This is a genomic window from Nesterenkonia sp. LB17, from assembly GCF_022565915.1.
Classification (GTDB): domain Bacteria; phylum Actinomycetota; class Actinomycetes; order Actinomycetales; family Micrococcaceae; genus Nesterenkonia.
In genome coordinates, this window is sequence record NZ_JAJOYX010000001.1 from 602,217 (window position 1) to 615,912 (window position 13,696).

15 protein-coding genes are annotated in these 13,696 nt (G+C 67.7%); 10 read left to right on the forward strand and 5 right to left on the reverse strand.

The annotated features are described in order from the left end of the window. The first annotated feature begins 154 nt into the window (after positions 1-154). From poxB to LTH96_RS02720, 3 genes are all read left to right on the forward strand, one after another. Complete coding sequence (gene poxB, locus LTH96_RS02710) at positions 155-1,870, forward strand: ubiquinone-dependent pyruvate dehydrogenase (protein WP_241464205.1); 1,716 nt, start codon at positions 155-157, stop codon at positions 1,868-1,870. Between the two features lie 101 nt (positions 1,871-1,971). Continuing rightward, positions 1,972-2,658, forward strand: a complete 687-nt coding sequence (locus LTH96_RS02715; protein ID WP_241464206.1) for a DUF6318 family protein — start codon at positions 1,972-1,974, stop codon at positions 2,656-2,658. Between the two features lie 476 nt (positions 2,659-3,134). Then, entirely contained in the window at positions 3,135-3,737 is a 603-nt protein-coding gene (locus LTH96_RS02720) for a hypothetical protein (protein WP_241464207.1), read from the forward strand. Positions 3,738-3,870: 133 nt separating this feature from the next. Here LTH96_RS02720 and ctlX read toward each other — a convergent pair whose 3' ends face one another. Both ctlX and LTH96_RS02730 read right to left on the reverse strand, forming a co-directional pair. Then, positions 3,871-4,866 (reverse strand): citrulline utilization hydrolase CtlX, encoded by a 996-nt coding sequence (ctlX, locus tag LTH96_RS02725; protein ID WP_241464208.1) that lies wholly within the window; start codon positions 4,864-4,866, stop codon positions 3,871-3,873. Between the two features lie 6 nt (positions 4,867-4,872). Continuing rightward, positions 4,873-5,901 (reverse strand): ornithine cyclodeaminase, encoded by a 1,029-nt coding sequence (locus tag LTH96_RS02730; protein ID WP_241464209.1) that lies wholly within the window; start codon positions 5,899-5,901, stop codon positions 4,873-4,875. Positions 5,902-6,049: 148 nt separating this feature from the next. Between LTH96_RS02730 and LTH96_RS02735 the strand changes: the two genes are divergently transcribed. The 3 genes from LTH96_RS02735 (at position 6,050) to LTH96_RS02745 (ending at position 8,541) form a co-directional block, all read left to right on the forward strand. Next, the gene (locus LTH96_RS02735) at positions 6,050-6,481 is read left to right on the forward strand and encodes an Lrp/AsnC family transcriptional regulator (protein ID WP_106122999.1); all 432 of its coding nucleotides are present in this window, start codon (positions 6,050-6,052) and stop codon (positions 6,479-6,481) included. Positions 6,482-6,635: 154 nt separating this feature from the next. After that, complete coding sequence (locus tag LTH96_RS02740; protein WP_241464210.1) at positions 6,636-7,937, forward strand: pitrilysin family protein; 1,302 nt, start codon at positions 6,636-6,638, stop codon at positions 7,935-7,937. 157 nt (positions 7,938-8,094) lie between these two features. Beyond that, positions 8,095-8,541 carry a hypothetical protein gene (locus LTH96_RS02745; RefSeq protein ID WP_241464211.1) on the forward strand — a complete coding sequence of 149 codons (447 nt, stop codon included), beginning with the start codon at positions 8,095-8,097 and terminating at the stop codon, positions 8,539-8,541. A gap of 20 nt (positions 8,542-8,561) precedes the next feature. On the opposite strand, the gene LTH96_RS02750 is transcribed toward LTH96_RS02745, so the two are convergent. The 3 genes from LTH96_RS02750 to moaA all read right to left on the reverse strand — a co-directional run bounded on the left by LTH96_RS02750 (position 8,562) and on the right by moaA (position 10,558). Then, entirely contained in the window at positions 8,562-8,942 is a 381-nt protein-coding gene (locus LTH96_RS02750) for a nuclear transport factor 2 family protein (protein ID WP_241464212.1), read from the reverse strand. 62 nt (positions 8,943-9,004) lie between these two features. Beyond that, entirely contained in the window at positions 9,005-9,307 is a 303-nt protein-coding gene (locus tag LTH96_RS02755) for a MoaD/ThiS family protein (RefSeq protein WP_241464214.1), read from the reverse strand. A 105-nt stretch (positions 9,308-9,412) separates the two neighbouring features. Beyond that, complete coding sequence (moaA, locus tag LTH96_RS02760; protein WP_370644378.1) at positions 9,413-10,558, reverse strand: GTP 3',8-cyclase MoaA; 1,146 nt, start codon at positions 10,556-10,558, stop codon at positions 9,413-9,415. 173 nt (positions 10,559-10,731) lie between these two features. On the opposite strand from moaA, the gene glp reads away from it, so the two are divergent. Genes glp through LTH96_RS02780 form a run of 4 tightly spaced genes read left to right on the forward strand, consistent with a single transcriptional unit; the run spans position 10,732 to position 13,695 of the window. Beyond that, positions 10,732-12,075, forward strand: coding sequence for a gephyrin-like molybdotransferase Glp (gene glp, locus LTH96_RS02765; RefSeq protein WP_241464215.1), 1,344 nt, complete (start codon positions 10,732-10,734; stop codon positions 12,073-12,075). Further along, a complete protein-coding gene (gene moaC, locus LTH96_RS02770; protein WP_241464217.1) occupies positions 12,072-12,608 on the forward strand; it encodes a cyclic pyranopterin monophosphate synthase MoaC in 537 nt (178 codons plus the stop codon). Before glp ends, moaC begins: the two co-directional genes overlap by 4 nt. Continuing rightward, a complete protein-coding gene (locus LTH96_RS02775; protein ID WP_370644361.1) occupies positions 12,605-13,210 on the forward strand; it encodes a MogA/MoaB family molybdenum cofactor biosynthesis protein in 606 nt (201 codons plus the stop codon). Before moaC ends, LTH96_RS02775 begins: the two co-directional genes overlap by 4 nt. Further along, positions 13,207-13,695, forward strand: a complete 489-nt coding sequence (locus LTH96_RS02780; protein WP_241464219.1) for a molybdenum cofactor biosynthesis protein MoaE — start codon at positions 13,207-13,209, stop codon at positions 13,693-13,695. Before LTH96_RS02775 ends, LTH96_RS02780 begins: the two co-directional genes overlap by 4 nt. Position 13,696: the final 1 nt, after the last annotated feature.

The window sequence follows — 13,696 nt, forward strand, 5'->3', positions numbered from 1 at the left end:
GTGGGGCTGGTGCCTCGGCCGCTGAACAGGGCCCGCCGTCGTCGTCCTCCGCACGACCTGGCCCATAGGCGCACGGGGCCCGGAGTTCTAGACTGCGGACATACGCGCCGTGGCCTTTACTCGGGGAGCGGCGACCCTGAAGGGAAGGACGCTCATGCCGACAGTCGCACGGAACATTGTTGATACCTTGCACGCCAGCGGAGTCGAGCGGATCTACGGGATCTCCGGGGATTCGCTCAACGGTCTGACCGATGCGCTGCGCGCCGCGGGGACCATCGAATGGGTGCCGACCCGCCATGAAGAGGCGGCTGCCTTCGCCGCCAGCGCGGAGTCCCAGGTCACCGGGGAGCTCGCGGTCTGCGCGGGAAGCTGCGGGCCGGGCAACCTGCACCTGATCAACGGCCTCTTCGACGCGCAGCGCTCGCGGACTCCGGTGCTCGCGATCGCCGCGCACATCCCCAGCGAGGAGATCGGGTCCGGCTACTTCCAGGAGACCCACCCGCAGGAGCTATTCCGCGAATGCAGCGTCTATGTGGAGCACGTCGCCCACGCGGACCAGATGCCGCGGCTGCTGCGCATCGCCATGCGCGAGGCCATCGAGAAGCGCGGGGTAGCCGTGCTGGTGATCCCCGGAGACGTGGCGCTCGCCGATAGCCAGGCCGAAGCTGAGACCATCCGGCCGATGCACTCCCGGGTCGTTCCTGCCGAGGCCGATCTGGACCGGGCGGCCGAGGCGCTGAACACCTGCGAGCGCGTGACGATCCTGGCCGGTGCCGGCACCGCTGGAGCTCACCCCGAGCTGCTGGCGATGGCCGAGCGTCTGCAGGCCCCGATCGTGCACGCGCTGCGCGGCAAAGAACACGTGGAGTGGGACAACCCCTACGACGTTGGAATGACCGGGCTGCTCGGGTTCTCCTCCGGTTACGCGGCGATGGCGGCCTGCGAGACGCTGCTGGTGCTCGGCTCGGACCTGCCGTATCAGCAGTTCTATCCCGAGGACGCGAAGGTGGTGCAGGTCGACATCCGCGGATCCCAGATCGGCCGACGCACCCCGGTGGACGTCGGGCTGGTCGGGTCGGTCAAGGACACCGTGGAGGCGCTGCTGCCGAAGCTCGATGTACATCAGGATTCCCGGCACCTTGACGGTGCGACGAAGCACTACGCGAAGACCCGGAAGGATCTTGACGCGCTGGCGACGCCTTCGCGGCGGACCATTCATCCCCAGTACCTGACCAAGCTGATCAACGACGCCGCGGACGACGACGCGATCTTCCTTCCCGACGTCGGCTCACCCGTGGTCTGGGCCTGCCGGTACCTGACGATGAACGGACGACGCCGGCTGCTCGGTTCCTTCAGCCACGGATCCATGGCGAACGCGATCTCGCAGGGGATCGGCGCGCAGATGGCCGAGCCGGAGAAGCAGGTGATCGCGCTCGCCGGTGACGGTGGGCTGGCGATGCTCATGGGGGAGCTGCTGACCATCACCCAGAACGAGCTGCCGATCAAGACCGTGGTCTACAACAACTCCTCGCTGAACTTCGTGGAGGTGGAGATGAAGGCCGCCGGCATCGTCAATTTCGGCACCGAGCTGAAGAATCCCAACTTTGCGAAAGTGGCCGAGGCGATGGATATCAAGGGGATCCGGGTGGAAAAGGCTGAGGATCTTCCAGCCGCCGTCGAGGAGTTCCTCGCGCACGACGGCCCGGCGCTGCTGGATGTTGTCACCGAGCGCCAGGAGCTTTCGATGCCGCCGAGTGTCACCGCTGAGCAGGCAAAAGGCTTCACGCTCTATGCGGTGCGGACGGTCCTCAGTGGCCGCGGGGATGAACTCGTCGACCTCGCGAAGACGAATCTCCGCCAGTTGTTCTGATTCTTCGCCCTCCACAGAATCACCCCGGCCCCTTTTGCGCCGGGGCGGTTCTGTTTAGTCTGTTGCTTCAGTAGCCGTGACGGATTGAACGGGACAGGTTCATGAACACTTCTGCGGGTCGGCTTGGTGTGGTGAGTGTTGTGGTGGTTCTTGGGCTGGCGCTGAGTTCCTGTGGGGGTGACGATGCTGGGGCTGAGTCTGGTGGAGCGGATGTTGAGCCGAGTGCGGAGGAGACCTCACCGGAGGGTGGAGCTTCGGATCCGGAGCAGTCGAGTGGTGACGGGAGCGAGGCCGAAGAGCCTAAATCGTCGCCGACGCCGGTGCCTGCGTCTTCGGATGGACCCGCGCAGAACTGGCCCGAGCCTGAGGTTCCGGATGAGATCTATGAGGAGACCGAAGAGGGCGCGCTGGCGGCGCTGAAGTACTGGTTTGAGGCGATTACGTACCTGCAACTTACTGGCGAGTTCGAGCCTGTCTCCGCAGTCTCGGCTCCGGATTGCGAGACGTGCAATAACAAAATCGACCAGTTCTATGACCTTTATGAGGCAGAGGGTGGATGGTATGTCGCGGAGGGTGCCACCACGTCCGATGAAATCGTCTCGTCAATCACAACCGGCGGCAATGCCGGAATCTTATTCACTCTCGTTGAAGGTGGGTACGCCGCGCACGACACTTCTGGAGAAAGCCTCGGTGAGGTGACGGACGAAACCTACGCTGCCGAGGCGTCTCTCGCCTATGACGGAGCACAGTGGTGGGTCCTTGAGCTCAGTATCGCGGACCCACAATGAAACTGTGGTCTGAAGCAAGAGTTGGATCGGTTGTCTGGATAATCTCCAGCCTCGTGGCGGTCCCTGTCGGAGTGACACTTGGTATGGCTTCCGCTGGCACGCCGCAATCCCGAAGCTGCGATCACATAGTGGCCTGGGAGGGAGGAGGTGCTCAAGGAAGTGCTAGGTGTGAAAGTCCTAGGACTCGCGCGGAGCACCAACTGCCAGGTGTCCGCAACGACCGTGGCGGGGCGTCTAGTGCGGACGAACAAGATGCCAGTCCGCCGATTTCGGTGCCGGAGTCGCAGCCAACCTACTGCGGAACGGAGAGCGGGGAGGGTCAAGCCGATTGTCGGGTGGTTCTGATTGAGCAATGCGCGTCCCAGGGTATGGACGCCGTAAGCCCTGTCGATACTGGCGAGTTTTCTGGCTACATCTGCGCGCCAGCGGCCGTCCCCGACGTCGAGGGGGACGAAGGGGAAGAGGCTGTCGATGTGATGGCGCTCCTGCCCGGCGCCGTCGAAGAAGCTTTCGCCACCCTCCCGATCGCCGGAGGTTCCGTCGAGTTCGAACCCGACCTTCTCGGTTTCGGCTACCGGGGCCGGCATACCCACATGTTCGCGGACGTCGAGACACAGAACCTGAATCAGACCCTTCTCGGCGTTCCGGTGGAGATCCGAGTGAACCCGCAGAGCTTCCTATGGGACTACGGCGATGGTGCCAGCCGGGTCACACACGACCCCGGGGAACCGATGCCCGACAGCTGGCAGGGCGAAGCGGTGGTCAAGACGAATCAAGAGACACCCACGAGTCACGTCTACACCGAGACCGGGCGCTTCCCGGTCAGCCTGAGCACCACCTTCGTCGGCGAGTACCGGGTCGGCAGCGGACCGTGGATCGTCATCCCCGGATCCGTGGAGGTCCAGGCCTCACCGGGTGAGGCCGACATCTGGCGAGTCGCCGCGCGCAACGTCTCCGGCTCCTGCCGCAACACCGTCGACTGGGGCTGCAACGGACCAGTCACCCTCGAACCGGGCGACACCCCACCGAAGATCTTCGCGGACCAGTACGACGCCAACGGCAACTGGCTGGGGGAGTGACCCCTTGCCTGCTGGCCACCCAAAGATGAGGTGACCGAGCGCCGTCGTCGTCCGTTCCCGGCAGATCCTCCCCGGCAGTTGAGTTCTTCGGTCCATACGTATCGACCGGAGAACTCAACTGCCCAGGATGGGGTCAGCGGCGGGGGAGGTGGTTGCCGGCGATCATGCAGCGCACTGACCCGCCTGCGGCCTCCAGGGTGGAGACATCGACCGGCATCAACGTGCAGTGCGCGGCGATGGTCTCCCGCTGAGCGTCCGTCAGGCTCGCCTCGGCTGTCGTGGACAGCACCAGGTAGCGCCCGTCGGTCCCCGCGAGTTCCAGGCAGTTGCCGGCGAAGCGGCCGACCTGGGCTTCGCTGAGCTCCACCACGGTCCTGCCGGAATCGCGCAGAACGCCGAGCACGTGCTCGCGCTGAGCCCGGTCGCGGATCATGTCACTGCTGATCAGTGCCAGGTCGGTGCCCACCGACATCATCACGTTGGTGTGATAGACGGGCACCCCGTCGCCGTCGGTGGCGTCGAAGAGCACCGGGGCGTAGCCGAAGTCGCGGCAGAACTCAGCAAAGAGTCCCGCGGACAGCCGACGTGACCGGCAGGCGTAGGCCAGCCGGGCGCGGTGATCGAGCACCATCGAACCCGTTCCCTCGAGGTACTCGCCGAAGCGCTCCGCCGAGGAGTAGTCCACCACGCGGCGCACCCGATGGGTCTCCTGCAGGTGCGCCACGATGTCGCCGCGCCGCTCAGCCCTGCGGTTCTCCGCATACATCGGATACAGCGTGACCGTGCCGTCGGGATGCGTGCTGAACCAGTTGTTCGGAAACACGCTGTCAGGCGTCTCCGCGGAGGGGTCATCGAAGATGTCCACGCCGATGCCCAGTCGCTCGAGGGTGCGGCCGAGCTCGGTGACCTCGGCGTAGGCCGCATCGGCTACCCGGCGGGCGGACTCCCGGGCGGCTGAGGGCAGCAGCGCGTCGAGGATCCGCTGCTGGAAGCTGTTGTCCGCAGCGGTTTCCGGGTTGGGCGTGAACTGGTGCGGTCGCACGAGCACCACTCGGGACGGGGCCTGCTCGGTCACCTGCTCTGCGGTGACGCGGAAACGCGCCACCGGCGCATTCATCACCTCAGTCATCAACGATCACCCGACCGGCTTCATAGAGCTGACCAGTGAGAACAGGTCCTTCGGGTCCTCGGGGTCGGCGACCAGGTCCAGCGAGGTCTGCAGATCGGTGCCGGCGGTGGCGTCGCGGACGAAGCGCAGCGCGGAGAGATCCGCGATCGCGAAGCCCACCGAGTCGAAGATCGTGATCTGCTCAGGGGACTGGCGGCCGGACTCGGCGCCGGTGAGCACCTGCCAGAACTCGACCACCGGGAAATCAGGCTCCATCTGCTGGATCTCGCCTTCGATCCGAGTCTGTTCCGGGTACTCCACGAAGACCCGGCCGCGGCGCAGGATCTCGGCGTCCAGCTCGGTCTTGCCCGGGCAGTCTCCGCCCACAGCGTTGATGTGCACGCCGGGGGAGATCTGCGCAGAGCTCAGGATGGTGTTCTGCGCCTTGTCCGCGGTGCAGGTGGTGATGATGTCGGCCCCGGCCACGGCCTCGTCGGTGGACTCCGCCAGGGTGACGTTGAAGCCGAGCGGCTCCAGGTTTCGGCGCAGCTTCCTCATCGCGGCGGGATCCACATCGAAGACCTGCAGGTCCTCGATGCCCAGCGCCGAGCGGATCGCGAGTGCCTGGAACTCCGCCTGGGAGCCGGCGCCGATAAGCGCCATCCGCGTCGAGTCTGGGCGGGCCAGCGCCTTCGCGGTCATCGCGGAGGTCGCGGCGGTGCGCAGGGCGGTCAGCAGAGTCATCTCTGCGAGGAAGGTGGGGTAGCCGTTGTCCACATCGGCGAGCATGCCGAAGGCGGTGACGGTCTGGAACCCGCGGGAGGGGTTCAGCGGGTGCCCGTTGACGTACTTGAAGGCGTAGGTCTCCATGTCGGAGGTCGGCATCAGCTCGATCACGCCGAACGGCGTGTGGCTGGCGATGCGCGGGATCTTGTCGAAGCTCTCCCAGCGGCGAAAGTCGTCCTCGAGGTACTGGATCATCTCGGTCATCAGCTGCTCCACGCCCTCGCGCTGGATCCAGCGGGCCATGTTGCCGACGTCGACGAACTGCGTCATGAGGAACTCCTTCAAGGGGTGGTGCGTGAATCGTGCCAGGGTGATGAGTCTCAGCCTAGGGATCTCGATGTGTACATGTAAGAGCAGTTCTGTTGAATTTCGGGGCAATCAGGTGGCAGTTTGGCAGGTTTCGGTTAGCATTATGCACATGCCTCGCCTCACGGACCTCGACCGTCGACTCATCTCCGCGCTGCGCAAGGACGGCCGCGCACCGGTAGCGGCGCTCGCCGAACAGCTCGGAGTCGCCCGGGCCACGGTCACCAGCCGAATCGAGAAGCTCAAGGCCCAAGGGGTCATCGTGGGGTTCAGCGTGCGCGTCCACGACCACAATGAGACCGGCGAGGTCCGCGCCATCTCTTTCATCGAGGTCGTCGGGCGCACCACCGATCATGTGATCGCCGAGCTGCGCGGCTTTCCGGAGATCATGGCGCTGCACACCACCAACGGGGGCTGGGACCTGGTCGCGGAGATCTCGTGTGAGAATCTGCGCGACTTCGACGAGGTGCTGCGCCGCGTCCGCGGGATCAAGGGAGTGGTCAACAGTGAGACCAGCCTGCTGCTCAGCTCGGTGGTCCGCTGAGCCCGGGTCCGCGCCGATGCTGGAGAGCTGAGCCGCCCGCTGGGGGCCGAACCGGCGCCGTCGTCGTTCTCCCGCCGTTCCTCCTGGCTGGTTGAGTTCTCAGGCGGATACGTAAGTGCCGGATAACTCAACCACCCAGGTAACCTGGGGGCCTATGCGCGTCACCATTGATCCCCACACCGAAGGCGTCCTGAACAACGACGCCGGCTCCACCGTCCGCCGCTCCGTGCTCCCCGCCGGGGTGCGTGTGCTCACCGAGGAGATGCCGGGCCAGCGCTCGGTCACCTTAGGCTTCTGGATCGGAGTGGGCTCCCGCGACGAGGCCGCCCACCAGCACGGCTCCACCCACTTCCTGGAGCACCTGCTCTTCAAGGGCACCGAGACCCGCTCCTCGCTGGAGATCGCCTCGGCCTTCGACAGCGTGGGCGGTGAGTCCAACGCGATGACCGGCAAGGAGCACACCTGCTACTACGCCCGGGTGCTCGACACCGACCTGCCCATGGCGGTCGAGGTGCTCACCGACATCGTCACCTCCGCGCTGCTGGATCCGGCCGAGATGGAGATCGAGCGCGGGGTCATCCTTGAAGAGCTCGCCATGGCCGAGGATGATCCCGAGGACGTGGTCCACGAGCGGTTCGGCTCCCAGGTCCTCGACGGTCACCCGCTGGGCCGGCCCATCGGGGGCACGCCCAAGGAGATCAATGCCGCCAGCCGCGAGGACGTCTTCAACCACTACCAGCGCTGGTACCGCCCCGACGAGCTGGTCATCACCGCCGCCGGCGGGCTCGACCATGACCATGTGGTCTCACTCATCGCGGAGGCGCTGGACAAGTCCTCCTGGGACATGACCGTCCCCGGCTCACCGGCGCAGCGCCGGGTCGGTCGCGAGACCGAGATCCCGGTCCGCGCCGGCACCGAGACGATCATCAAACCCGTGGAGCAGTCCCAGGTGATCCTCGGCGGCCGCGGTATGGCGGCCTCCGACGAGGACCGCTTCGCGCTCTCGGTGATGCACGCGGTGCTCGGCGGCGGCATGTCCTCCCGACTCTTCCAGGAGGTTCGCGAGCGCCGCGGCCTGGCGTATTCCACCTACTCCTTCTCCTCGGCGATGACCGACGCGGGCTACTTCGGCCTCTATGCCGGCTGCCTGCCGAACAAGGTCGCCAAGGTCACCGAGGTCATGGCCGCGGAACTCGACCGGATCGCCACCGACCACGTCAGCGCCGAGGAGCTCACCCGCGCGAAGGGTCAGCTGCGCGGCGGCACCGTGCTGGGCATGGAGGAGACCTCTTCGCGGATGTCCCGACTGGGCCGGGCCGAGCTGGTGCGCGGCGAGTTCGTCGACATCTCCGACACGCTGCACCAGATCGACACCATCACCGCCGAGGACGTGCGCAAGGTCGCGGCCAGGCTTGCCAGCTCGCCACGAGCTGTCACGGTGGTCGGCCCCGCCTAGACTGGAAGAGTCACTGCAGGCGGACCGAGGGGGTCTCATGCACCGCAGTCGAAGTGGATGCCGCAGCCGCAGGCGAGCTGCTGCCCGGCGGTCCGGCATCGCGGTCATGTCTCTCGGCCTTATGCTCCTGACCTCCTGCGCGGGCGACTCAGGCCCTATGAGGGCAGAGAGCTCTGACGACCAGTCCACCAGCGCCCCCGCGGTGACCTACCCGAACGAGGGTGCCGACGGCAGCGGCGCCTACATCGACGGCGCGGGGCCTGACGATGGCGGTGAAGTCCCGGACATGATCCCCACCCCGGTTCAGGAGGCACCAGAGCTGGTGTCCGAACACCTCTCCAGCTGGCAGGAATACAGCACGGCCTCCGAGACGGAGCTCCAGCTGGCCTTCTTCAGCGGCAATCCTGCCTGTTACGGCGTGCGGTCGGTGGTGGAAGAGGATGACACGGAGGTTCGCGTGGCCACCATCTCGGGCACCCTGCCCGATGCAGTCGGCTCCGCCTGCACCCAGGAGGCCCGCTACGTGGCCCTGGTCATCGAGCTCGACCAGCCGCTGGGAGACCGCGAGGTCGTGCCGCTGACTGAGGTTGAGCTCGCACCCTGACCCAGCGGCTCGGCTCGGCTTCAGTGTCGACCTGGCCAGATCGGACTCGGACCCGACCCCTTGGCCTCGACCCCGCCGAAGTACAGCTCGATCTCGGTGATCTGCCCATCGACCACCTTCACCAGCTCCACATTGCTGAACGGCGGCTCGTTCGGCAGCTGAGCGGTATAGCGCAGCATCACCGTGCCGGGTTCGATCTCGACCGCAGCGGTGATCTCGTGGCGCAGGAAGCGCTCGGCGGTGGCGAAGCAGGTCTCCAGGAATGCGGCCTTGTCCAGATGGTCATCTTGTGGAGACGTGAAGGTCATGTCCTCATCGAGGAGGATCCGCGCCGCCTGGCGGTCCCCGACGCGGTAGGCCGCGAACTGCGCCAAAGCTGTCTCCATCGGCGTCCTGATCATGATCGGGAATCTACTCGTCCCTCCCGCGGCCTGTCAGCGCTTCGGGGCCGGGAGCGGCAGGCCTAGCCGCCGGCGAAGGGCGGGAGCACATCGAGCTGATCCCCGGGGTGCAGCCGAGCCGTCTCGGACCGGGCTCGAACCCCGTTGACCAGGAACGAACTTCGCGCGCAGACCCGCTCCAGGCCGGACACCGCGGCGCCGTCGTTGGTGGTGGTGGACAGCTGCTCCCGGACCAGCCGGGGCAGCTCGGTCAGCAGATCGACGACGGCGACCCCTTCTGCGGGCACCGGCAGGCGCAGCTCCTCGACCCCGGCGGCCTCGGCGGCGGCGGCGAAGAACCGCACGCTGATCGGCGCAGCAGACATCAGCGCACCCGTCATCGGCGCGGCGCTCGGCGCTGACGTCGGGACAGGCGCAGCGGATGGGTCCGGTGCGGGGGATGCCGTCGCAGGTGAGGTCTCGGTCATGGCTCAGCCTCCGATGGCGGACATCGAGCGGTCAGGGCGGTGGAAGCTGGCCAGATCGAAGCCTGGGCGGTCGGTGCCGTGGGCGGCGGGCTTGACCCACATCGCCTCGGCCCAGGCCTGGGCGATCTCGGCATCGGTGGTGGCGGGGTTCCGCAGCAGGTGCATCAGGTCGAACTCCTCGTTGGAGAACAGGCAGCTCATCACCCGGCCCTCCGCGGTGAGCCGGGTGCGCCGGCAGTCCGCGCAGAACGGCTCGGTCACCGAGGCGATCACCCCGACCCGGCCCAGCGGCGGCCCGTTCAGCCCGCTGAGGATCGCGTCATCAGATGTGCCCAGCGGGTAGACGTCGAAGCGCTCGGCCGGGGCGCCGTCGCGGTTCTCCGGCGTCGGGGTCAGGACGAAGCGCTCGGAGAGCAGCGCCCGGGTCTCCGCGGCGGAGATCGTGCCGTCCTTGTTCCACTGCTGATCCCCGTCCAGCGGCATCTGCTCGATGAAACGCAGCTCGAAGCCGCGCTGAAGCGACCATGCCAGCAGGTCTGCGGCGTGGGTGTCATTGATCCCGCGCATCAGCACCGCGTTGATCTTCAGCGGGGTCAGCCCTGCCGCAGCGGCGGCCTCCACCCCGATCAGCACCTTGTCCAGGGAGTCGCGGCGGGTCAGCTGGGCGAAGGTCTCCCGGTGCACCGAGTCCAGCGAGATGTTCACCCGGGTCAGCCCGGCCTCTGCCAGCGCGGCGGCCTTGCGCTCGAGTCCGATGGCGTTGGTGGTCATCGCGATGGGCAGATCCGGGTGATCGGCGCGCAGGGCCGCGACGATCTCGACCAGATCAGCACGGACCAGCGGCTCACCTCCGGTCAGTCGCAGCTCGCGCACCCCCAGCGTGTTCACCCCGATGTGCACCAGCCGACGGATCTCCGCGGCGGAGAGCAGCTGGTCCTTGCTCAGCCAGGGGAGCCCCTCGGCCGGCATGCAGTAGGTACAGCGCAGATTGCACTTGTCGATCAGCGAGATCCGCAGGTCTGTGGCGCGACGGCCGAAGGAGTCCATCAGCCCGCGAGCCGGATCCGCGCCGCTGGTGTCGCGCCCGGTGTGACCCCCGCCCGGTGTTCCGGGCCTGGATGCGCTCTGCTGGGAGGGCAGCGCGGGCATACCCAGCTGGACCCGACTGGGTGAGGCCGGGCTCGAGGAGCTCGGGCTCACCGGGGCGGTGCTCGATGCGCCTGGAGCGGGGGCGTGGTCAGCTGGAAGCTGCTGCATCTGGCCATCGTATCCTCGCGGCCTGTCACGAGGAGATGTCACAGCCTCTGCGTAGACTGGACCCCATGTCAGAGACCCCCGACCGCGTACCCGTCGAAGAGCACATCAGCCGCCTCAGAGAGGTGCTCGGCGCCGCCCTGGGCGCCCGTGCCGCCGAGACCGTGGAGATCTCCTCCGGCGGCGTCGCCGGCCGGATCATCGCCGAGCGGCTGGTCTCCGAGGTGCCCCTGCCGGGGTTCGACAACTCCCAGATGGACGGCTTCGCGCTGCGCGCCGCCGACCTCACCGTGCATGCCGGCGAAGCCACCCTGCCGGTGGCAGGCACCACCGCCGCCGGCCAGGAGCCGGCCCTGCTGCCCATCGGCGCCGCCTTCGAGGTGATGACCGGGGCCCCGATCCCCGCCGGGGCCGACGTGGTGATCCCGGTGGAGTTCACCGACGGGTTCGGCGCCAAGGAGGTCCACTTCACCGGACTCACCGAGGCCGACGTCGCCCGCGGCCGCTACATCCGGGAGGTGGGCTCCGACATCGACGCCGGCACCCTCCTCGCCGAACCCGGTGACGTGATCAGCCCCGCCCAGCTCGCCGTGCTCGCCGCCTGCGGCTACGCCGAGATCAGCGTGCTGGAACCGATCCGCACCCTGGTGGTCTCCACCGGGGACGAGATCCGTCGTCCCGGCTCCGAGCTGCGCCCCGGCCAGCTCTACGACGCCGACACCCCGCTGCTCGGCGCGGTGCTGGAGACCTTTGGTCACCAGGTGGAGACCTCCCGGATCGGCACCGATGACCCGGCCTGGTTCCTCGAAGCGCTGGACGCGCTGATCGCGGTGCACCACCCACACCTGATCATCACCGCCGGGGGCATCAGCAAGGGCGCCTACGAGGTGGTCCGCCAGGGGCTCGGCCGCCGCGGCATCTCCTTCGGCGTCGTCGCGCAGCAGCCCGGGGGCCCGCAGGGATGGGGTCTGCTCGAGGGTGACCTCGAGGGCCGCGGCCTGCTGCACTGGCGCTCCCAGGTCGACGACGCCCGCGCCCCGATCGCCGTCATCTCGCTGCCGGGCAACCCGGTCTCCTCGGCCGTGAGCATGGAGACCCTGGTCCGTCCCGCGCTGGCGGCGGTGGATCCCAACTGCGCCCCGCCGCGCCGGATCACGGTCCGCACGGTCGAAGACATCAGCTCCCCGCAGGGCGTCCGGCAGTTCCGTCGCGTGCGGATCCTCGATGACGCCGCCGCCGAGACCGGCGCGGCGCCCAGCGTGGAGCTCGAGGGCGGGCCCGGCTCCCACCTGCTGGGTCACCTCGCCCGGGCCGATGCGCTGCTGGAGCTGCCCGAGGACGACGTCGAGATCCCGGCCGGCTCCGAGCGGCAGGCCGTGCTGATCACCGGCCGCGGGATCGGCACCCGATGAGCGAACAGCCAGGTGCTCAGCAGACCGAGCCCGCTGCCCAGCAGCGGCTGACCCACGTCCGCGGTGACGGCAGCGCCCACATGGTCGACGTCTCCGGCAAGGAGGTCACCCAGCGGGTGGCCCGGGCCCAGGCCGTGGTCAAGACCACCGCCGAGGTCACCGCGCTGCTCGCCAGTGACGGGCTGCCCAAGGGCGACGCACTGGCCACCGCGAGGATCGCCGGGATCATGGCCGCCAAGAAGACCCCTGAGCTGATCCCACTGTGTCATCCGCTGCCGGTCGCGAAGGTCACCGTGGACCTCGACGTCGACACCCCTGCCTCGGGCTCGGTGCGCATCACCACGGAGGTGAAGACCACCTCGCGCACCGGCGTGGAGATTGAAGCATTGACGGCAGCCACGGTCGCGGCGTTGACTCTGTACGACATGATCAAGGCCGTGGACAAGGCCGCCGTGATCACCGACCAGATGGTCCTGTTCAAGGCCGGCGGCGCCAGCGGAGAATGGGCCAGGACTGAGACGGAGACCCGATGACCGACACCCCGCACGCCACCCCACCCAAGAAGATCCCCGCCGACGCCACCGCTGAGGCTGAAGTGCCGGACCTCGGCGAGACCGACTACTCCGACGACCAGACCTCGCGCATGATCGCACCGGTGATCGTTTCCACCCGCGCGGCCACCGGGGTCACCGAGGACCGCTCAGCACCGGTGATCGCCGAGTTCGCGAAGAAGATCGGCTTCTTCACCCGCCCCCCGGTGCTGATCCCCGACGGCGAGGGAGTCCTCGCGGCACTCTCGGAGCTGCTGGTGCAGATCGAGCCCGCGGTGATTATCACCTCCGGAGGCACCGGGCTCACCCCCGATGACCTGACCCCCGAATTCACCAAGCCGCTGCTGGACAAAGAGATCCCCGGCATCATGGAGGCGGTGCGCGCCCACGGCCGGACCAAGAACCCGCTGGCCTCGCTCAGCCGCGGTGTCGCCGGGGTCACCGGCAAGACGGTCATCGTGAACCTGCCCGGTTCTCCCAAGGCTGTCCGCGAGGGCATGGAGGTGCTGGTCCAGGTCCTCCCGCACCTCTGCGACCAGGTCGCCGACATCCGCGACCACGAGGCGTGGGACAGCGAGGAATGAGCTCGGATACACCCCAGGAGCTGAACCGGGCAGGCTTCTCCGCCGATGAGCCCTTCGAGTTTCCGCAGGAACGCGTGATCCTCGCCCAGCTCAGCGATCAGCCGCTGACCCCCGCCCAGGCAGAGGCGGAGGTCTGGGCTGAACGGGCCGGCGCCGTCGTCGGCTTCTCCGGGATCGTGCGCAACCACGACCAGGGCCAGCCCGTGCACCGGCTGAGCTACACCGCGCACCCCTCCGCGGCCGAAGCGATCGCCCAGGTGGCCGTCGACATCGCCGCGCGCTTCCCGACGGTGCGGGTCTGGGTGGCCCACCGGGTGGGGGAGCTCGCGATCGGGGACCACGCACTGGTCGCCGCCGTCGCCTCGGCCCACCGCGCCGAGGCCTTCGAAGCCTGCGCCGAACTGGTGGAGCAGACCAAGGAACAGGTGCCGATCTGGAAAGAGCAGTTCTTCGCCGACGGCAGCAAGGAATGGGTCGGGCTCTAGC